At 32.8% G+C, this 20,414-nt stretch carries 21 protein-coding genes; 9 read left to right on the top strand and 12 right to left on the bottom strand.

Annotation, left to right across the window (positions count from 1 at the left end):
• Positions 1–22: 22 nt before the first annotated feature.
• From infC to rplT, 3 genes are all read left to right on the top strand, one after another.
• Complete coding sequence (infC, locus tag L6Q46_RS08590) at positions 23–574, top strand: translation initiation factor IF-3 (protein WP_262510486.1); 552 nt, start codon at positions 23–25, stop codon at positions 572–574.
• 64 nt (positions 575–638) lie between these two features.
• Positions 639–836, top strand: coding sequence for a 50S ribosomal protein L35 (gene rpmI, locus L6Q46_RS08585; RefSeq protein ID WP_194097101.1), 198 nt, complete (start codon positions 639–641; stop codon positions 834–836).
• A 124-nt stretch (positions 837–960) separates the two neighbouring features.
• Positions 961–1,305 carry a 50S ribosomal protein L20 gene (rplT, locus tag L6Q46_RS08580; RefSeq protein WP_026726128.1) on the top strand — a complete coding sequence of 115 codons (345 nt, stop codon included), beginning with the start codon at positions 961–963 and terminating at the stop codon, positions 1,303–1,305.
• Positions 1,306–1,426: 121 nt separating this feature from the next.
• Here rplT and L6Q46_RS08575 read toward each other — a convergent pair whose 3' ends face one another.
• Positions 1,427–2,458, bottom strand: a complete 1,032-nt coding sequence (locus L6Q46_RS08575; RefSeq protein ID WP_291283958.1) for a toll/interleukin-1 receptor domain-containing protein — start codon at positions 2,456–2,458, stop codon at positions 1,427–1,429.
• 197 nt (positions 2,459–2,655) lie between these two features.
• Between L6Q46_RS08575 and rlmF the strand changes: the two genes are divergently transcribed.
• Together rlmF and L6Q46_RS08565 are read left to right on the top strand one after the other, a co-directional pair.
• Complete coding sequence (gene rlmF / locus L6Q46_RS08570) at positions 2,656–3,567, top strand: 23S rRNA (adenine(1618)-N(6))-methyltransferase RlmF (RefSeq protein WP_291283957.1); 912 nt, start codon at positions 2,656–2,658, stop codon at positions 3,565–3,567.
• Positions 3,568–3,681: 114 nt separating this feature from the next.
• A complete protein-coding gene (locus L6Q46_RS08565; RefSeq protein ID WP_291283956.1) occupies positions 3,682–4,140 on the top strand; it encodes a DUF1569 domain-containing protein in 459 nt (152 codons plus the stop codon).
• Position 4,141: 1 nt separating this feature from the next.
• Here L6Q46_RS08565 and L6Q46_RS08560 read toward each other — a convergent pair whose 3' ends face one another.
• The 10 genes from L6Q46_RS08560 to tgt all read right to left on the bottom strand — a co-directional run bounded on the left by L6Q46_RS08560 (position 4,142) and on the right by tgt (position 14,083).
• Positions 4,142–5,419 (bottom strand): asparagine synthetase B, encoded by a 1,278-nt coding sequence (locus L6Q46_RS08560; RefSeq protein ID WP_291283955.1) that lies wholly within the window; start codon positions 5,417–5,419, stop codon positions 4,142–4,144.
• Positions 5,420–5,769: 350 nt separating this feature from the next.
• The gene (locus L6Q46_RS08555) at positions 5,770–6,456 is read right to left on the bottom strand and encodes a response regulator transcription factor (RefSeq protein ID WP_291283954.1); all 687 of its coding nucleotides are present in this window, start codon (positions 6,454–6,456) and stop codon (positions 5,770–5,772) included.
• On the bottom strand, positions 6,456–7,250 hold the full coding sequence (locus L6Q46_RS08550; protein WP_291283953.1) for a sensor histidine kinase: 795 nt from the start codon (positions 7,248–7,250) through the stop codon (positions 6,456–6,458). The genes L6Q46_RS08555 and L6Q46_RS08550 overlap by 1 nt, the downstream gene beginning before the upstream one ends.
• Positions 7,237–7,503, bottom strand: coding sequence for a hypothetical protein (locus L6Q46_RS08545; RefSeq protein ID WP_291283952.1), 267 nt, complete (start codon positions 7,501–7,503; stop codon positions 7,237–7,239). The genes L6Q46_RS08550 and L6Q46_RS08545 overlap by 14 nt, the downstream gene beginning before the upstream one ends.
• Positions 7,504–7,881: 378 nt before the next feature.
• On the bottom strand, positions 7,882–8,115 hold the full coding sequence (locus L6Q46_RS08540; RefSeq protein WP_291283951.1) for a hypothetical protein: 234 nt from the start codon (positions 8,113–8,115) through the stop codon (positions 7,882–7,884).
• Positions 8,116–8,213: 98 nt separating this feature from the next.
• The gene (gene dnaB, locus L6Q46_RS08535) at positions 8,214–9,761 is read right to left on the bottom strand and encodes a replicative DNA helicase (protein ID WP_026726137.1); all 1,548 of its coding nucleotides are present in this window, start codon (positions 9,759–9,761) and stop codon (positions 8,214–8,216) included.
• A 143-nt stretch (positions 9,762–9,904) separates the two neighbouring features.
• Entirely contained in the window at positions 9,905–10,858 is a 954-nt protein-coding gene (locus L6Q46_RS08530; protein WP_111567741.1) for an acetyl-CoA carboxylase carboxyltransferase subunit alpha, read from the bottom strand.
• 71 nt (positions 10,859–10,929) lie between these two features.
• On the bottom strand, positions 10,930–11,817 hold the full coding sequence (locus L6Q46_RS08525) for a DMT family transporter (RefSeq protein WP_291283950.1): 888 nt from the start codon (positions 11,815–11,817) through the stop codon (positions 10,930–10,932).
• Positions 11,804–12,892 (bottom strand): LptF/LptG family permease, encoded by a 1,089-nt coding sequence (locus tag L6Q46_RS08520; RefSeq protein WP_291283949.1) that lies wholly within the window; start codon positions 12,890–12,892, stop codon positions 11,804–11,806. The genes L6Q46_RS08525 and L6Q46_RS08520 overlap by 14 nt, the downstream gene beginning before the upstream one ends.
• Positions 12,893–12,952: 60 nt before the next feature.
• A complete protein-coding gene (gene tgt / locus L6Q46_RS08515; RefSeq protein WP_026726141.1) occupies positions 12,953–14,083 on the bottom strand; it encodes a tRNA guanosine(34) transglycosylase Tgt in 1,131 nt (376 codons plus the stop codon).
• A gap of 356 nt (positions 14,084–14,439) precedes the next feature.
• Here tgt and L6Q46_RS08510 point away from each other — a divergent pair, with 356 nt between their 5' ends.
• The 4 genes from L6Q46_RS08510 to L6Q46_RS08495 all read left to right on the top strand — a co-directional run bounded on the left by L6Q46_RS08510 (position 14,440) and on the right by L6Q46_RS08495 (position 18,458).
• The gene (locus L6Q46_RS08510; RefSeq protein ID WP_111567745.1) at positions 14,440–15,285 is read left to right on the top strand and encodes a transketolase; all 846 of its coding nucleotides are present in this window, start codon (positions 14,440–14,442) and stop codon (positions 15,283–15,285) included.
• A gap of 4 nt (positions 15,286–15,289) precedes the next feature.
• Complete coding sequence (locus L6Q46_RS08505; protein WP_291283948.1) at positions 15,290–16,243, top strand: transketolase C-terminal domain-containing protein; 954 nt, start codon at positions 15,290–15,292, stop codon at positions 16,241–16,243.
• Between the two features lie 187 nt (positions 16,244–16,430).
• On the top strand, positions 16,431–17,783 hold the full coding sequence (locus tag L6Q46_RS08500; RefSeq protein ID WP_291283947.1) for a T9SS type A sorting domain-containing protein: 1,353 nt from the start codon (positions 16,431–16,433) through the stop codon (positions 17,781–17,783).
• 132 nt (positions 17,784–17,915) lie between these two features.
• Complete coding sequence (locus L6Q46_RS08495) at positions 17,916–18,458, top strand: DUF4468 domain-containing protein (protein ID WP_291283946.1); 543 nt, start codon at positions 17,916–17,918, stop codon at positions 18,456–18,458.
• A 128-nt stretch (positions 18,459–18,586) separates the two neighbouring features.
• Here L6Q46_RS08495 and menD read toward each other — a convergent pair whose 3' ends face one another.
• Complete coding sequence (menD, locus tag L6Q46_RS08490; protein ID WP_291283945.1) at positions 18,587–20,239, bottom strand: 2-succinyl-5-enolpyruvyl-6-hydroxy-3-cyclohexene-1-carboxylic-acid synthase; 1,653 nt, start codon at positions 20,237–20,239, stop codon at positions 18,587–18,589.
• Positions 20,240–20,414: the final 175 nt, after the last annotated feature.

Raw genomic sequence — 20,414 nt, 5'->3', positions numbered from 1 at the left:
CTAAAATCTTAAAGCCATAGCAATTAGAAACAACAGAGGTTTTCAACCTCGCGAAGAGAAAAAAGCAGCGCACCGTATCAACAATTTGATTCGTGTACCTGAAGTACGTTTAGTAGGCGAAAACATTGAGCCTGGAGTTTACAAAATAGCGGAAGCCCTTCGTTTAGCTGAAGAGCAAGAAGTTGATTTGGTAGAAATTTCTCCAAATGCTGAGCCACCCGTTTGTAAATTGATGGATTATGGTAAGTTTTTGTACCAACAAAAGAAGAGAGATAAAGAACTTAAAGCAAAATCTACTCAGATTGTAATTAAAGAGATTCGTTTTGGACCTCAAACAGATGAGCATGATTATGAATTTAAGAAAAAGAATGCCCTTAAATTTTTACAAGATGGTGCTAAATTAAAAGCATTTGTATTCTTTAAAGGACGTTCGATTATCTACAAAGAGCAAGGACAAATTTTATTATTACGTTTGGCTCAAGAATTGGAAGAGTTTGGAAAAGTTGAAGCGATGCCAGTTTTAGAAGGAAAACGTATGATTATGTACATTGCTCCAAAGAAAAAAGGGAAATAAGAGATTGCCCAGCAAACTCTTTTGAAAAATAATAAGTAAGATAGATTATAAATACAGGAAGAAAATGCCTAAAATGAAAACAAAATCTAGTGCTAAGAAACGATTCAAAGTTACTGGTTCTGGAAAAATCAAGAGAAAACACGCTTTTAAAAGTCACATTTTGACTAAAAAATCTAAAAAGCGTAAATTAGCTTTAACTCACTCTACATTGGTTCACCCAACAGATGAGAGAAGCATTAAACAACAATTAAATTTAATTTAATCGTTGTTGGTTAAAACAATTTAGTAACCCTGGAGTGGGCTGAACGAAGTACGAAGTATGAAATACAAAGTACGAAGTTTATAAGTGTTGAGAAACCGCCTTACTGCAAAAAACATTTAAAATTATGCCAAGAGCAACAAATTCAGTAGCTACTAAAGCTAGAAAAAAAAGAGTATTAAAACAAGCCAAAGGTTTCTTTGGAAGACGTAAAAACGTTTGGACTGTAGCTAAAAACGCGGTAGAAAAAGCAATGGCTTATGCTTACCGTGATAGAAAACAAAACAAAAGAAATTTCCGTGCTTTATGGATTACGCGTATCAATGCTGGTGCACGTTTACATGGTATGAGTTATTCTCAATTTATGGGGAAAGTAAAAGCTAACAACATCGAATTGAACCGTAAAGTTCTTGCTGATTTAGCTATGAACCACCCAGCTGCTTTCACAGCTATCGTTAACAAAATTAAATAATTACGTCTAACTCAGTTTATCTTACTTATATATTAAACCCCGATGAAAATCGGGGTTTTTTATTTGGTGTGGTTTTGATTGTGGGCACGGAATGCAATTCCGCGCTATCGGGTTTATTCTTTTAAAATGGTAATCCTTCATCTTCCCACAAATTTTTCTTCGGCTTTGCTGGGATTTTTTTCAAATATGATGTTATAAAATCTAGAATTTCTTTCGGCAAATCAATAATGTTTGATTCAATTTCAGCTTTTAATTTAACTTCTTTAGCATTTCCTCCACTTGTTACTGCAGAAACTTCTGTGAAACCTCTTAATCCAATTTTTCTAACCGCAGATTCATATTTGTTAGACAAAATATTATCAATTTCTTTAATATCCTCCCAATCTTTAATATTGCTAACCTCAATATGCTCTTGCCAACCAATCATAAGTTTACCTCGACCAGTATCATTTAAATAATGAATTAAGATTAATTCCTCATCTTTTAATTTCCCAGACAAAATATCATTTAAAAATTTTGAATATAAATCATCATTATTTTCAATCTCCTTTTTTAATCCATTGGTTGTTTTCTCAATATTATTTTCATTGATAACAGGAGTTTTGACCTGAACTTCTTTCAGTTTATCAGTTGTTGGTAACTTAAGAGGATTAGTTGCATTCGAAGATTCACTAACTATGGATTCAATTTCAGATAAATACTTTTTAACTTTTTGATTAATAATAACTGATTTTTTTGAAATATTAAAATATGCTTCTAAGTGTTGGATAAATGACAGTAATCTTTCCTCGTCATTTATATAAAAGCCAATTTCTCTTGGGTCAATAGCACCTTCTCTAAACTCCTTACTTGAAAGATCAAAATTAGGAATGAATAACATTGCGTGTTCATTTTCAATTATCCATGCCGCGCCCATTTCATTCAGACATGCAATACTTGAATAATATTCTTTTGAAAGTAAATATATTACAAACGGTTTCTCGGTAATTTGAGATTTCAACCAATTAAATATATTCTGCCCTATTGGAATTCCATAAGCAGTATTACTTGTAAAAACTATTTCATCTTCAGTTATTCCAATTCCTCTGAGCAACTCAACTAATGCATTACCGTAATCTTTATTTGCGGAAGAATGAGATATAAATATTTTCATCTATTTGAGGGTTTTCTTTTTTTAAGTTTGGTTTTGGCAAAAATTATGTCTAACGCATTCATATAATCACATACATAAAATTCTATAATTGTAACAATTCAAATATAAGAAATTTAAATCAAAACGAATAACCTTCCTAAAACACAATTATTTATTATCCCTAAAATTCAATACCTTTACACTTTAAAAACAATACCTTGAATACAACCAAAACCATAACGGGCTTTCATCCGAAAAACAAACATCACGGCAAATACGATTTTAGAACTTTAATTGCAGCGAATACTGATTTAGCGCCATTTGTTGCGGTGAATGAATTTGGAACCGAAACCATTGATTTTGCAAATCCTGATGCGGTGAAAATGTTGAACAAAGCGTTGTTGTTGCTTTTTTATGGTTTGAAAAATTGGGACATTCCAAAAGGATTCCTTTGTCCGCCTATTCCAGGACGTGCGGAATACATTCATCAAGTTGCCGATGTTTTAGAAGACACATACGGAACAATTCAAACCAAGCATAAAATTCGCATTTTAGATGTCGGAATTGGAGCGAATTGTATTTATCCGATTATTGGTGTTGCAGAATACGATTGGCGTTTTGTGGGTAGCGAAATTGACAAACAAGCTTTTGAAGCGGCTCAGGAAAATATCAATTCGAATCAGAAATTAAAAGAAAACGTTACGTTGCGATTGCAAACTTCAAAACGTAATATCTTTAAAAATATCATTCTTCCAGAAGATCAATTTGATATGACGATTTGTAATCCGCCTTTCCATAGTTCGAAAGAAGAAGCAAACAAAGGCACGATTCGTAAAAATAAAAACTTAGGCATTGAAGATTCGAAAAAACCAACCTTAAACTTTGGTGGCGTAAATTCCGAACTTTGGTGCGAAGGTGGCGAATTGACTTTCATTAGCAATATGATTTATGAAAGTGTGCATTTCAAACAGCAATGCAAATGGTTTTCTTCGTTAGTTTCTAAAAAAGATAATTTGAAACCGTTGCTTTCGCATCTTAAAAAAGTAAAAGCTACATACCAAATTACAGAAATGAAACATGGGAATAAAGTGAGTAGAATTTTGTTTTGGACGTTTAAATTTAAAGAGTAATAGGTTTTAAACGTTTCTATAGTTCTCGATACATTTTGTATTTATAAATCTAAGGATTTACAAATACAAAACACTCGAAGTGACGAAAGAGGAAAATTATTAAGAAAGAACATTATGCAAGAATTACATAAGCTTTTAGATCAATTACAATCGAATATTACATCTTTTGATAAAGTGAATTTAGCGGTTTCTTCGGGAAGCGTGGGTTGGCATATTGCGCATAGTTTAAAAACAATTGACCAAATTGTTATGGCTTGTAAACATTCGAATCCGTCGGAATACCAATGGCATTTTAATTTTAAACGCTTTTTATTTTTAAGTATTGCTAAAAAATTTCCGAGAGGAAAAGCAAGAGCTCCAAAAATCGTAAGACCTGAAGGTGAAATTAATCAAGAAATTTTGGCTCTGAATTTAGAAAAAGTAAAAGAGCATTTACAAAACTGGAAAGGTTTAGATGCGAATGTACATTTTCCGCATCCTTATTTTGGGGTTTTAAACAAGAAGGAAACGGAGAACTTTTTAGTATTGCACACCGAACATCATTTGATGATTATTAAGGATATTTTGAAATAAACTAAGTTTTCAACTTTTTCTTTCTTGCTGCAGGAAACAAGACATTATTTAAAATCAAGCGATAACCTGGCGAATTTGGATGTAAATCTAAAACCGTTGGCGCATCTCCTACTCTATGCTGGTAATCTTCTGGATCGTGACCTCCGTAAAACGTGAACATTCCTTTCCCTTTGGTTCCGTGAATGTAGCGCGCTTCTTCGTTGATTTTACATTCACCCATTACTAAAACGTTGGATTTTATTTTCTCGGCATCAAAAGCGGTAGTTTGCCCCATGAAACCTTTTACTAATTGGGTGTGATTTTGACATAACATTGTAGGAATTGGATCCCATTTTGCCGAATATTCCATTAAAGTGAAGTAATCTTTATCCATAGAAAAAGCACCTTTTCCGTGTTCTTCAGTAGTATCAATATCTGAAAATTCGTAAACCATTGGATTACGAACTAAGGTATAATCTTTGAAAGCAAATGTGCTCGTGTAATCTATTCGGGATTGATAATTGGCCTCTGAATCGTCACCATCAAACATAGGCTCGCAAATATCTACGCCTTCTGCAGAAAGTGCAATATCAAAACTATCTGTTGCTGAACACATCGCAAACATGAATCCGCCACCAATTACAAAGTCTCTTACTTTTTTAGCCACTGCCAGCTTTTCTTCCGAAACTTTATTGTATCCTAATTTTTTGGCCAAAGCTTCTGCTTCTGCTTTTTGTTGGATGTACCAAGGTGTATTTCTATAATTTCCAAAGAACTTTCCGTACTGACCTGTGAAATCTTCGTGATGCAAGTGCAACCAATCATATAACAACAATTGATCAGACAACACTTCTTCATCGTAAATTTCAGTATAGGGAATTTCAGCATAGGTTAACACCATGGTTACGGCATCATCCCAAGGTTGTTTTCCTTTTGGAGTATAAACTGCAATTTTGGGTGCTTTTTCTAAAACAACCGTTTCCATATTTTGCGATGGCGAACTGATATCTTCTAAAATTGAATTCGTTGCTGCATCCGATAACACTTCAAAGGTAACGCCACGAATTTGACATTCTTTTCTGATTTCAGGCGCGTCGGGTAATAAAAACGAACCGCCTCTATAGTTTAACAACCAACTTACTTTGTAACTTTTATCTAAAGCCCAATAGGTAATTCCGTATGCTTTTAAGTGATTTTGTTGTCCTTCGGCCTCCATTGGTAATAAAACAAAAGAAGCTCTACTCGAAAATGAGCAAAGAAAAAAGAATACTATAAATAGGTTGAGTCCTTTAAATTTCATGGATTACAAATATAATTGACTAATTTATAACATTTCTAACAAATATCATTTATCGAAATGTTAAAGTCGTACCCCCGTAAAAATACCTGGTTACCCCCGTAAAAATACCTGGTTTGAAAATCAGGTATTTTTACGCTTACACAGGATTTTTTTTTGTCATAGTTTTGACTTGTATCAAAATAAGAAAAAAAGATGGACACAAACAGTAGTAATTTATCGTTAATAAACTCGAAAGAAATGAAATTGTTAAAAAGAATCGGATATATTGTGCTTATTATAACTATCCTGGTGTATTTTGTTTTAGTTTTTCAATTCTGTAGAACTTATTAATAAATTTGTAAATACACTTTTTAAGACTCTATATCATTATGAGAGTCTTCTAGGTTTATGATTTTGTTTTGTATGGCAAATATGACTAATCCTGCCATATTTTTAGAATTTGTTTTTAACAAAAGGTTATTTCTGTGACCATCCACTGTTCTGGTGCTTAAGCTTAGCATTTCTCCAATTTCGGAAGAACTATATTGTTTACAAATTAATTCCAATACTTCTTTTTCTCTTTCTGTTAAGAAATCTTCGTCTAAAACGGTTCTCGAAGATGCATTTGAAATCATGTTTTGATGAATTACTTCCATCACTATTTCATTGTAATAAAATCCTTTTTGAGCCACTTCGTTAACAGTTTTAACCATATCAACTGGAGAAGCATTTTTTACTAAATACGATGCTGCACCCACGTTTATCATATTTGCAATAAACGATTTGGTGTTGTAACTTGTTAAAGCTATGATTCTAATAGCTGGAAAATCTTTGTGAATAAGTTTAGTTGCTTCCACTCCATTTAACAATGGCATTTTTAAATCCATCATAATAATATCGGGAATTTCGGTTGTAGTTTTTAGATGTTCTACTAACTCACTCCCATTAGAAGCTTCGAAAATAATTTCAAAATTAGGCTCACGCTGAAGTAAGAAATAAATTCCTTTTCTGAACAATTCTTCATCGTCTGCTAAAATTATTTTGACTTTATTTTCCATTAATTAAAATTAAATATCATTTTTACTCCTTCATTTGGTTTAGAAGTAAAATTGAAATTTCCGCCTAAGAAGTTAATTCTACTTTCTATATTCTTCATTCCTAAACCTTTTTGATTTTCTTCACTTGAACTATCAAAACCTAATCCATTATCAATATAAGTACAGGCTTTTCGGTTATCGAAATTAGTAAATTGGATTGAAATTTCAGTAGCTTTTCCGTGTCGAAGCGAATTATTTAACAATTCTTGAAGAATGCGAAATATATGTAAATGTTTTTCAATAGGATAGCTTTCGAAGTCAATTTGGTTTTCGTAAGAAACTTTAACAGTTTTGGTACTATTAAACTCTTCTACGAGTTCTTCAATTCCGGCATGAAGTCCAAATTTCTCTAAAACTGGTGGTAATAAATCGTGTGCAATACGTCTTGAATTCTCTAACGCTTTTTGTGTTAATTCGATGATATTATTGGTAATTTCTAATTGTTCCGTTTCGTTTAGATTGGGAGTCTTTAATAAATGACTATTTAACGAAACTACATTCAATTTTGAACTAATATCGTCATGTAAATCTTGAGCAATTCGTTTACGCTCTTCTTCTTGAGTTATTAAAACCGAGTCAAGAAGTTCTTTTTGATGGTAAATTTCTAAGTTTTTCTTGTCAACTTCAATTTGAACGATTTTCCTTCTAGAAAAATAAAAAAACAATATCAAAACCAAAAACATAGATATAAAAGCAAGTAATATGAAAAATACTCCTTGAATTATTTCGCTATTTTCTAAATTAATTGCGTTCATCTTTATTAAAATAAATTAATTTCCATTGGTAAAAGAAAAATCCAAATTTTATGTATTGAAGTGTAATATTTACTATTGTCATCACATCACCTATTTTATCATCAATATCCAAAACAACATATAACCTATATATTAAGAAAATAAAAGTACTTGTAAATAAATAAAACAACAAGCCAATATTGATGTAATAAAAATCTGATTTTTCTCCAAGATTATTATACAAATGCATACTTGAATAAATAATTAAAGGCATTGTTGTTAAGTATGGTTCTAAATGATTATACTCAAAAAATAAATTTGGATTAATAAGATATCGAGACAATAAAAATATTGGAAGTACAATCAGTAGTATATAAACTGTAAATAACTGCGCTCTTGTTTTTAATAATAAGGAAAAGAAGTAACTTAATATTACAAATTGAAACAATTCATAAAAATGTTGCATAAAAACATTATAAATACGAAACCAGCTCCATAAATTAGAACTAATAAAATCTATCAATAAAACACCTATTATATAAAATGTAAAAATCTTATAGGTTTTCCCATTTTTGAAAAAACCTATAAGATAAAGCGAGCATAATAATGCTGAAGTTATGAATAAATAACCTGAAGGTTTCAATATTATTAACTATGGATTATAAAGAGGACTCGTTGAATCACAATTCTTCGGACAAGGTTCTGTATTGTCGTAAATTAAATTATTGTTGTCAATCATATCATTTCCGTTAGCATCAACACCAACAAACATTAATTTTTGTGTTCCTGTTGTGTCGACACCCATATAAGCTCTAACATCAACAACACCACTTGTTGCTAGTAATTCTCTTTTAGCTTCATCGAGAGTAATTGTAAAATCTGACATATTTTGAGGTTTTTTATAATTGAATTATAAATGTAGTAAAAAAAGTAATAAAAAAAACAGGCTGATGGCCTGTTTTATTATTTTATCTATTTTTCATCCTAAAAAGGAACATCTGAATCATCATCATATGAATTCATGGTGCTTCCAAAAGCTTCATTTGGTGTTGGTAAATTTGGAGTGATAAATGGATTACTATCGTCTAAATTCATTTTAGATGGTAATGCATCGAATGGTGAACTAAAATCATCTAAATTATCAAACTTTCCTAAGTTACCAATGAATTTCAATCGGATGTTATCTAAACCACCATTACGGTGTTTTGCTACGATAAACTCGGCTTGACCTTGTGTTGGCGAACGCTCTTCATCATCCCATTCGTCAATTTTATAATATTCTGGACGGTAAATAAACGATACAATATCGGCATCTTGCTCAATCGCACCCGATTCACGAAGGTCGGAAAGTAAAGGCCTTTTACTAGAGCCACGAGTTTCCACGGCACGCGATAACTGAGAAAGCGCAATAACCGGAACGTTTAATTCTTTTGCTAATGCTTTTAAGTTTCGGGAAATGGTTGAAATTTCTTGCTCACGATTTCCACCACCTTTTCCGTTTCCTCCAGCGGTCATTAATTGAAGGTAATCGATTACAATCATTTTGATGCCGTATTGCGATGAAAGTCGCCTTGCTTTTGCACGTAAATCGAAAATCGACAATGAAGGTGTATCATCAATAAACAAAGGAGCTTTTTCTAAGTCTTTAACTTTAATAGACAATTGCTCCCATTCGTGTTTTTCTAATTTTCCTGTTCTTAATTTCTCAGAAGACAATCCTGTTTCAGACGAAATCAAACGTGTAATTAACTGTACAGAAGACATCTCTAATGAGAAAAAAGCGACTGGTGCACCATAATCAATAGCCATATTTCGAGCCATTGATAAGGTGAAAGCCGTTTTACCCATACCTGGACGAGCTGCCACAATAATTAAATCGGAAGGTTGCCATCCAGAAGTTAATTTATCTAAATTGTGAAATCCTGTTGGAATTCCACTCAAACCTTCTTTTCCTGCGATTTCTTCAATACGTTTTTTTGCCTGAATCACTAAACTTTGTGCGGTTTCCGAACTACGTTTGATATTTCCTTGCGTTACTTCGTATAATTTTGATTCTGCTTTATCCAATAAATCGAAAACGTCGGTAGATTCATCATACGATTCTTCAATAATTTCGCTTGAAATTTTAATCAAACTTCTTTGAATGAACTTTTGAAGAATAATACGTGAGTGAAACTCAATGTGAGCCGAAGAAGATATCTTTTGCGTTAGTTGAATCAAGTAAAAATCACCACCTGAAAGTTCTAGTTTTCCGTTTTTCTTTAATTGAGCCGAAACGGTTAATAAGTCGATAGGCTGTGTTTCGTTAAACAACTGAACTATAGCCTCAAAAATGTACTTGTGTGCGTCTTTATAAAAGGCGTCTGGTTGTAAAATATCAATTACTTCATCTACCCCTTTTTTATCAATCATCATGGCACCAAGTACCGCTTCTTCTAGGTCTAACGCCTGAGGAGGTAGTTTTCCTTTTTCCAAATTGATAATCGTAGTTTTATCTACTTTTATCGGGTTCATATTTCTGACATTTTCCATATTGCGAAGTTAACCAAAATTTACAAAAAAACGTTTTGAGTTCTTAATACCCAACTGTTAATAACTTAAAAAAAGTGTTGATAAGCCAAAAAAAATCCGAAACTTATGGCTTCGGATTTTTATTTATAATTGGAAACAAGTGATTACTCTTTGAATTCACCCATTTTGCTATATTTATCCATTCGTTGTGCCACTAAATCTTTTGTTGATAAATCTTTTAACTCGTTAAAAGCCTTAGTTACGAACTCAGCAACCGATTTAAATGTAGTTTCTTTGTCATAGTGAGCGCCACCAAGCGGTTCTGGAATAATATCATCAATTAACTTTTGTTTTTTCATATCAAATGAAGTTAATTTCAATGCTTCCGCTGCTTGCTCTTTGTATTCCCAACTTCTCCATAAGATAGATGAACAAGATTCAGGTGAAATTACAGAATACCAAGTGTTTTCTAACATATATACTCTATCTCCTACTCCAATTCCTAATGCTCCTCCTGAAGCTCCTTCTCCGATAATTACAGAAATGATAGGAGTTTTCAAACGAGCCATTTCGAAAATGTTTCTTGCAATAGCTTCTCCTTGTCCTCTTTCTTCAGCTTCTAATCCTGGATAAGCTCCTGGAGTATCTATTAATGTTAATACAGGAATATTGAATTTCTCTGCCATTTTCATTAAACGAAGTGCTTTACGATATCCTTCTGGATTTGCCATCCCGAAGTTTCTGTATTGGCGCATTTTAGTATTAATACCTTTTTGTTGCCCAATAATCATAAAAGATTGTCCGTTGATTTGACCTAATCCACCAACCATAGCTTTATCGTCTTTGAAACTTCTGTCTCCAAAAAGTTCTAAAAACGTTCCATTAGTAATATTAGTAATATGTTCTAATGTATAAGGACGATTTGGATGACGTGATAATTGTACACGTTGCCAAGCCGTAAGGTTTTTGTATATTTTTTTCTTAGTTTCTTCTAATTTCTTCTCAATTTGCTTACATGTGTTTGACACATCAACATCTGATTCTTGACCAATGATTTGACATTTATCTAATTGGTCTTCAAGCTCTTTAATTGGTAATTCAAAATCTAAATATTCCATAATCGGTTTATTAGGGTTTGTGTTTGTTGTGACAAAGATAAAATTTTCAATTAACTTTAGTAAACTTATCGTTAATTAGTTGTTACTTTTTTATAACTTTTTACAATTCCGTTAGCTATAACTGTGGCTAGAATTATGATAGCACCTACATAAAACAAAGGTGTCATTTCTTCTCCATCTTTAAATATTAGCAACGCTAAAATGATTCCGTAAATAGGTTCTAGGTTAATGGTTAACATTACCGTAAACGGACTTAAAAACTTCATTACTTTTACCGATGCCGAAAACGCATAAGCTGTACAAATGGATGATAATAAGAACAGCCAAATCAAGTCATTTACAGAAAGTGCAAAGAAAGCAGGTGTAAAACTTCCTGCAAAAAACAAGTAAATACTAATAAAGAAAACACCACTTGATAATTCATAAAGTGAGATAATATTAGGATCGTATTCTTTAGCGTACTTTCCGTTAATAACCGAAAATAAAGCGGATAAAAATGCGGAGGTTACAGCTAAGTAAATTCCAGTGGTATATTTGGTTTCTACATTGAAAATGATTCCTAATCCTACTACTACGATAATTCCAAAAAGCAATTCGTACCAAATAACTTTTCGCTTGTAAAAAATAGGTTCTAAAATGGATGCAAAAAAAGCACCTGTTGACAAACATGCCAATGTTATAGATACATTTGAAACTTTAATGGCTTGATAAAACGTGAGCCAATGTGCAGCAATAATTATCCCAGAAACAACAAATCCAACAAGTATATTAAAAGGAACCTTGACTTTTTCTTTATTAAAAAGTACTACAAAAGTCATAATTACCGATGCAAAAAGCATGCGATACCAAACCAAGTCTAAAGCTTGTAATGAAATTAGTTTTCCAAGAATGGCAGTAAATCCCCAAATAAAAACAATTACATGAAGATGTAAATAACTTTTTAGATTATCGTTTGGCATTTCGAAGTAAATAAGCAGCTAAAATTCCGAAAACAATATTTGGAAACCATACGGCTAAAAATGGAGGAATACTCGATTTTTCTGCTAAAGTTCCGAAAACTTTATCGAAGAAAATAAACGTAAAAGCGATTACAATTCCGATAGCTAAATTAATTCCCATTCCGCCTCTACGTTTCATAGAAGAAACTGCCACAGCAATAATTGTTAATATGAAAGCAGAAATGGGTAAACTAAATTTCTTATAAAAAACAACCAAATACGTATTGATATTTCCGTTTCCTCTGGCTCTTTCCTTGTTTATAAATTTATTTAATTCTCCAATTGTCATGGTTTCTGCCACATAAATAACTGGAGTTAAATCATCTGGCTCGAAATTATATGCGACTTCATTTTTGTCTGAAGAAAGAATTTGATCATTAGTTTGACCAACTATCCTCTTGTTGTATCCGAATAATGTATATTTTTTAGTTTTTTCATCATAGCGAATTCGGTTTGCTGTAACTTTTTCAACCAATACATTATCTTGAAATTTTTCAAAAGTAAAATTAAAACCTGTTTGAGATAAATAATTGTAATTGCTTACATAAATGTTTTCTTCAAGCTTCCCATCTTTTTTGATTTGTCTGAAAATATCGGAAGTTTCTCGGGTTTGAGAATTCCCTTTTAAGTTTTGATATCTAAAATCGTTAAATCCTTTACTTGCTTTTGGCACTAAGAAAAACCCCATTAACAAAGCAAAAACTGACACGATTACCGCTCCATACATAAAAGGGCGTAAGAATCGACCAAATGAGATTCCAGAACTTAAAATCGCAATAATCTCTGTATTATTCGCTAATTTAGAGGTAAACCAAATAATGGATAAGAATAAAAATATTGGAAATAATAAATTAGCAAAATACACGGTAAAATCTCCATAATAGACTAAAATATCTGTTAATGGAATTTTTTTTTCAATCATTTTGTTTACTTTCTCCGAAACGTCAATCGTAATTCCAATAGGAATAAACATAATCAACATCACCGAAAAAGTGACCAAATAGCGTTTTAAAATGTATTTATCTATTATTTTCATATTTTAAGTTTCAAGTTTCAGGTTTCAAGTTTCAAACCAACATGAAACTTGAAACCAATTTTAAAGTCGTTGACTCATTTGAATCACCATTTTATCTTTCCATTCTCTGAATGTTCCAGCAATAATTTGTCTTCTAGCTTCGCGAACCAACCACATATAAAAACCTAAATTATGAATGGTTGCAATTTGTTTTGCCAAAAATTCATCAGCTGCAAACAAGTGTCTTAGATATGCTTTTGAATATTCAGTATCTACCCAAGTGTGTCCCATTTCGTCAATTGGCGAAAAATCTTCAGCCCACTTTTTGTTTTTCATATTCATTGTTCCATGCGCTGTGAACAACATTCCGTTTCTGGCGTTACGTGTTGGCATCACACAATCAAACATATCAATTCCTAACGCTATATTCTCTAAAATATTGATTGGAGTTCCTACACCCATCAAATATCTTGGTTTGTCTTCTGGAAGAATGGCGGTAACAACTTCAGTCATTGCATACATTTCTTCAGCTGGTTCTCCTACTGAAAGTCCACCAATAGCATTTCCTTGAGCACCAGCGTTGGCAATATATTCCGCCGATTGTTCTCTTAAATCTTTATACGTACTTCCTTGAACAATAGGAAAAAACGTTTGTTCGTAACCGTATTTAAATGGTAATTTTTCTAAATGATTGATGCATCTGTCTAACCAACGGTGTGTCATGTGCATCGAACGTTTTGCATAGCGATAATCGCATGGATAAGGCGTGCATTCGTCAAATGCCATGATAATATCAGCTCCAATGGTACGTTGAATTTCCATTACATTTTCAGGTGAAAAGAAATGATACGAACCATCAATGTGTGATTTAAATTTTACACCTTCTTCTTTAATTTTTCTATTCGAAGAAAGTGAATACACTTGATATCCACCTGAATCCGTTAAGATATTTCTATCCCAATTCATGAATTTATGTAAACCTCCAGCCGCTTCTAAAATTTTGGTTTGAGGTCTTAAATATAAATGATAGGTATTTCCTAAAATAATATCTGGATTTATATCATCTCTTAGCTCACGTTGGTGCACTCCTTTTACAGAAGCAACAGTACCTACGGGCATAAAAATTGGGGTTTCAATAACACCGTGATCGGTTGTTATTTTTCCAGCTCTGGCTTTACTTTTTGGGTCTTTGGTAATTAAATCAAACTTCATATTGTGCTTTTACGAACGGCAAAGATAATTTATTTTAGAATTTAGAAATTGGAATTTAGAATTATTTATGATAAGACATTACATTGGCACGCGGATGAAACAGATTCGCTTATGCGAAACGCAGATTATAACTGATTTTTAATTTAAAAAAAACTTTGTTCCTTTGCGAGCTAAAAAACTAAACGTTCAAAAACTAAATCCGTAATTTTCAGCGTTGCGAAGCATTAGGGTCATCCGCGTTCCATTACTTTTCCCCATCACAAATCAATTCTTAATAACTTCTAACAAAATGATTTGTACCGCCAAAAAAATAAAATTACTTTTGCATTCAATTAACACATATATATCTTTTTATAATGTCTAACACGCAACAACTACAAGATTTTACAACACAAGTTCGAAGAGATATTCTTCGTATGGTTCATGCCGTAAATTCAGGTCACCCAGGAGGTTCTTTGGGATGTGCTGAGTTTTTGGTTACCCTTTACCAAGACGTTATGAAACGTAACGAAGGTTTTGATATGAACGGAATTGGTGAAGATTTATTCTTCTTATCAAACGGACATATTTCTCCTGTTTTTTACAGTGTTTTAGCTAGAAGCGGTTACTTTTCAGTAGCAGAATTAGCAACATTCAGAAAATTAAATTCAAGATTACAAGGTCACCCAACAACTCATGAAGGTTTACCTGGAATAAGAATGGCTTCGGGTTCGTTAGGACAAGGAATGTCGGTTGCAATTGGAGCAGCGCAAGCTAAAAAATTGAACAATGATAACCATTTAGTTTTTGCACTTTTAGGTGATGGTGAATTACAAGAAGGACAAAACTGGGAAGCGATTATGTATGCTTCGGCAAAAAAAGTAGACAATTTAATTGCAACTATCGACTTAAACGGAAAACAAATCGATGGAACTACAGACGAAGTTTTAGCAATGGGAAGCGTTAAAGCGAAGTTTGAAGCATTCGATTGGATTGTTTTAGAAATCAAAGAAGGAAACAACATTGACGCTATCAAAGCAGGTTTGGCTGATGCAAAATCAAAATCAGGTAACGGAAAACCAGTTTGTATTTTATTGCATACTGAAATGGGTAACGGTGTTGATTTTATGATGCACACACACGCTTGGCACGGAAAAGCGCCAAATGATGAGCAATTAGCAAAAGCGTTAGAACAAAATGTTGAAACTTTAGGAGACTACTAGAATTATGAAAAAATATATCAACCAAGGCAGTAAAGATACCCGTTCAGGTTTTGGAGCTGGAATGACGGAATTAGGTCAAAAAAATGAAAACGTAGTAGCACTTTGTGCGGATTTAATAGGATCATTAAAATTTGATGATTTCAAGAAAAACCACCCAGAACGTTTCTTCCAAATTGGAATTGCAGAAGCGAATATGATTGGAATTGCAGCTGGATTAACTATTGGTGGAAAAATTCCATTTACAGGAACTTTCGCTAACTTTTCTACTGGAAGAGTTTACGATCAAATTCGTCAATCAGTAGCGTATTCAGATAAAAATGTGAAGATTTGTGCTTCTCACGCGGGATTAACTCTTGGAGAAGACGGAGCAACTCACCAAATCTTAGAAGACATCGGTTTGATGAAAATGTTACCTGGAATGACTGTAATCAATACTTGTGATTACAACCAAACAAAAGCTGCGACTTTAGCTTTAGCAGATCATCACGGACCAGCTTATTTACGTTTTGGTCGTCCAGTAGTGCCAAATTTTATGCCAGCTGACGAACCTTTCGTAATTGGAAAAGCCATCATGTTAAACGAAGGTACTGATGTTACCATTATTGCAACTGGACATTTAGTTTGGGAAGCATTAGTTGCAGCAGAAGCATTAGAAGCAAAAGGAATTTCGGCTGAAGTAATCAACATTCACACGATTAAACCATTAGACGAAGAAGCGATTTTAAAATCGGTGAAGAAAACGGGTTGTGTGGTTACGGCGGAAGAGCATAACATCATTGGTGGTTTAGGAGAAAGCGTTTCTAGAACATTAGTTCAAAACCATTTAGTACCACAAGAATTTGTGGCAGTAAACGACAGCTTCGGAGAAAGTGGAACACCAGACCAATTAATGGAAAAATACAAATTAAACAATCAAGCGATTGTGGAAGCTGTAGAAAGAGTTATTAAAAGAAAGTAATTTCATCCTTAATTTATATAGAAATCCTCAAGCAATTGGGGATTTTTTTTTACTCAAAATTAAATTTAACATAAACCAGAGCAAATAATAAGTGAGAATTTTACTATATTGCACTTCATTAATAAACAAGAAGTTACCGATATTTTTTTATCAACAACAAATTGAATTTTAATTAAAAACAAATTAAATGAAAAAAATTCTACTCTCTTTATTTAGTTTTTTCAGCATTTACAACTACTCTCAAGGGTGTGTTGATCGAATTGTTTGCTCAGATGATATGATAACTTTGTATCTTCTCAATGGCAATTCCTTAACTTGGGGAAGAAACCAACATGGTCAACTTGGTAATAATACAACTACTTTACAAAGTACTCCTGTTGCAACTGTAAATGAAGATAATTGGTTGTTTGTTAATCACGGACGAATGCATAGTGTAGCCATACACCAAAATGGAACGCTTTGGACTTGGGGTAACAATGCAGTTGGACAACTTGGTAACGGAAATACCAATAATAGTTATGTTCCTGTACAAGTAGGCTCAGATTCTGATTGGACAGCAATATCACCGGGAAACCTTCATACAGTTGCTTTAAAATCTAATGGTACACTTTGGGGTTGGGGCAACAATGGAGCCTATGAATTAAATAATAGTGCTTCTACCTATATTACAGATCCTGTTCAGATGAGTTCAGATACTGATTGGAATAAAATCTATGGAGGCTACTTCAAAACATTTGCTATAAAAAATAATGGTACTTTATGGGGAATTGGAAGAAATAATTCAGGTGATTTAGGAACTGGGAATAATTTCACCCTTCTTAATTTAACTCAAATTGGAACGGACACCGATTGGCTTAAAATTTCTGCTGCACGTGATCGATATACAATTGCCTTGAAAACAAATGGAACACTTTGGGCTTGGGGAAATAATGAAAATGGTCGTTTGGGAGATGGAACAACTATCAACAGACAAGCGCCAGTTCAAATTGGAAATAGTACATGGAAAGATATTGCAGCTGGAAATTTTCATGTAATTGGAATCAAATCTGATGGTACGCTTTGGCAATGGGGCTCTTATGGATGGATAAATGGAATCATGTTAATTCCAAATAGCAATGTACCAGTACAAGTAGGAACAGATTCAAACTGGAAATCTGTTGCAGCAGGTTACTGTAGTTCATATGCCATAAAAGAAGATAATACTTTGTATGCTTGGGGTTATAATGGAGGTTATTTAGGTGATGGAACTTCAACTTCCTATGCAAATCCAGTCTTGTTTCCATGTACAACATTAAGTGAAGAAAGTTTTGAAAATACCGCTATTTCTATTTACCCAAATCCTGTTAAAGACGAATTAAACATTTTTAATTCAACCGAAATATCAAGTTTTGAAATTTTTAACGTAATTGGTCAAAAAGTAATTCAAGGAACAATTCAAAACAATAAAATTAATACAGCCCAACTCTCTGATGGAATGTATATTTGTTATTTATATAAAAATAATGGGCAGTTTGTTACGCACAAATTCATTAAAGATTAATTAAAAAATACTTAAACAAATTAATGATCGGCTAAATTGAAAAGCACATTTATCTCAAAGGTATTTTTATTTTAAAAAAATTATATTATCATTGTATTCAACTTAACCATTATTAAACCAAGCTCCATAAATATGAAAAAAATTCTTTTATTATTAGCGTTGACTACCTTCACCATGAATGCCCAAGAAAAATTCGATTTCCCTTTGAATGAAAACGGGCAGATTATCTTCACGGAAGTTGTATCTGCGGAAGGAAAAACCAAAGATGACTTATTTAACAACTCTAAAATGTTCTTTGTAAATATCTATAAAGAAACACAGGATAAGATTAAGCAAGATAAGGAAACTTCTTCGGTTACTGACACCCAGTACTCTTTCATGACGATTAAGGCAAACGGAAGTGAGACAAAAGTAAAATTATTTTATACTATTTCTATTATGTCAAAAGAAGGCAAATACAAATACGAAATAAAAAATATCTTTATCAAGTCGAGTGCTGAAACAACTGTAGAGAAAATGTTTGATAAATTGGCTTCCGAAAAAGCGGTGGAAAATCCAAAATTAATGGAAACTCTTAAAGCCTATTATGCAGCAATCAATTCTACAATTGACACCATTAAAAGCGACATTAAAAAAGGAATGGCAAAAGCTAGCGCAACAAAAAGCGACTGGTAGTTTTATTATAAAGTACACTAAAAAAGCTTCATTAATTTGAGGCTTTTTTGTTTTCAGATAATAATAGTGGTATTCTCGATAGCGCGGAATTTCGATCCGTGCTCATGGTCATAATACTAAAAAAGTATTTATTTCAACCTTCTAAAAAACTCTAACAAAATACCATTATTCTCTTTTTCTGGTGTGAAAATTTCTATAATACTTGGTTTTTCGTTTTGGTTTAAGAATTTAGTATATTGTTGTTGTAATGTCATTTCATCATTTGCTTCAAAATAATCCAATCCGTACATTTTAGCTAAATGGGAAGCGTTTAATTGATGTGAAGTCTCGAAATACGTGTTAAACGTTTCCGTTTCTTGATGTCCAGGTAAAATTCTAAAAATACCACCACCACTATTATTCAACAAAATAATCTTAAAGTTTTTCGGAATATAATTATTCCACAAAGCGTTGCTGTCATATAAAAAACTGATATCGCCAGTAATCAAGATTGTTGGTAAATTTGTCGCAGATGCAGCTCCAATTGCTGTAGAAGTGCTTCCATCAATTCCACTCGTGCCACGATTACAAAACACTTGCACGCTTTTATTTAAATCAAACAATTGCAAATAACGTATCGCCGAACTATTGCTAACTTGTAACTGAATGTTCTTTGGCAGATTTTGGCTAATAAAATCAAACACTTTAAAATCTGAAAACGGAATTTTCGCAGTATATTCTTGATGTTTCGCTACTCTATCTTTCCAAATTTTATCAATACTTGATTTATAAGAACTTTCAATCGTATTTTCTGTCAATAACTGACTCAAAAAGGAATTAATCTTAGTTTCAAAATGATTTGTAAGCGCACCAAACGTATCATAAGCACGTAATTCGTCTACATGCCAATGGTGTGCTGTTTTGTACTTTCTTAAAAATGCTTTTATACGTTTTGAAACTACCATTCCGCCAAAAGTCAAAAGAATCTCAGGCTGAAACGCTTTGAAATCTTCATCCGTAAATGGTGTAATCAAAGTATCAATTTGGTCGATGAATGTTGGGTGATGTAAATTGGAAGTTTTTTCGGTTAAAACCACCACACTCTTGTCATTTGCTAAAATATCTAAATATCTTTGCTCGACTGAATTTGGATACAACTCTCCTACTAAAACCAATTTCTTAGTGGCTTTATTCCAAGTTTCTATAGTTGAATTTCCTAATGAAAAAGACTTAATTTCGGTATTAAAATCTATAATTTCTGGATGTACTTGCAATTCAGAAACGGTTTCATATAAAGGTTCTTCAAAAGGTGCGTTGATGTGAACTGGTCCTTTTTGGGTAACCGCGACATACAAAGCCATTTGAATAAGATTGTCGTTTTCAACCGAAATCGCTTCTCTTAAATTTGCATTATACAAACTGTGATTCGCAAAAACATTTTCCTGACGAATGGTTTGTCCGTCGCCAATATCTATCTTGTTTTGTGGTCTATCTGCAGAAATAACTATCAACGGAATTTGGCTATAAAAAGCCTCAGCAATTGCAGGATAATAATTCAGTAAAGCCGAACCCGAAGTACAAACCACAACAACCGGTTTCTGAATTTGTTGGGCAATTCCCAAAGCAAAAAATGCAGCACAACGTTCGTCAGCAATACTGTAACATTTGAAAAACGGATTATTAGTAAATCCAATCGTCAAAGGAGCATTGCGCGAACCAGGTGAAATTACGATATGTTGGACTCCTTTTTGTTGGCAAATTTCGATAATGCTTTGCGCTAAAGGAATTTTTGGATACATCATTTTTAAAAAATAACTGAACTACAAAGTTACGAAGTTGAAAAGGTTTTTAGTACTTTTACTACGTAATTTCTTTGCCAAATGGAGATAAAAATTAGAGACTATCAAATAACAGATTGCCCAGCCATTTTAGACATCATTAACGATGCGATTTTGAATTCGACCGCTTTGTACGATT

It is taken from the genome of Flavobacterium sp. (genome assembly GCF_023151265.1).
Classification (GTDB): domain Bacteria; phylum Bacteroidota; class Bacteroidia; order Flavobacteriales; family Flavobacteriaceae; genus Flavobacterium.
Note: the sequence above shows the minus strand (reverse complement) of the source record. Positions and strands in the feature narration are given on the sequence as shown.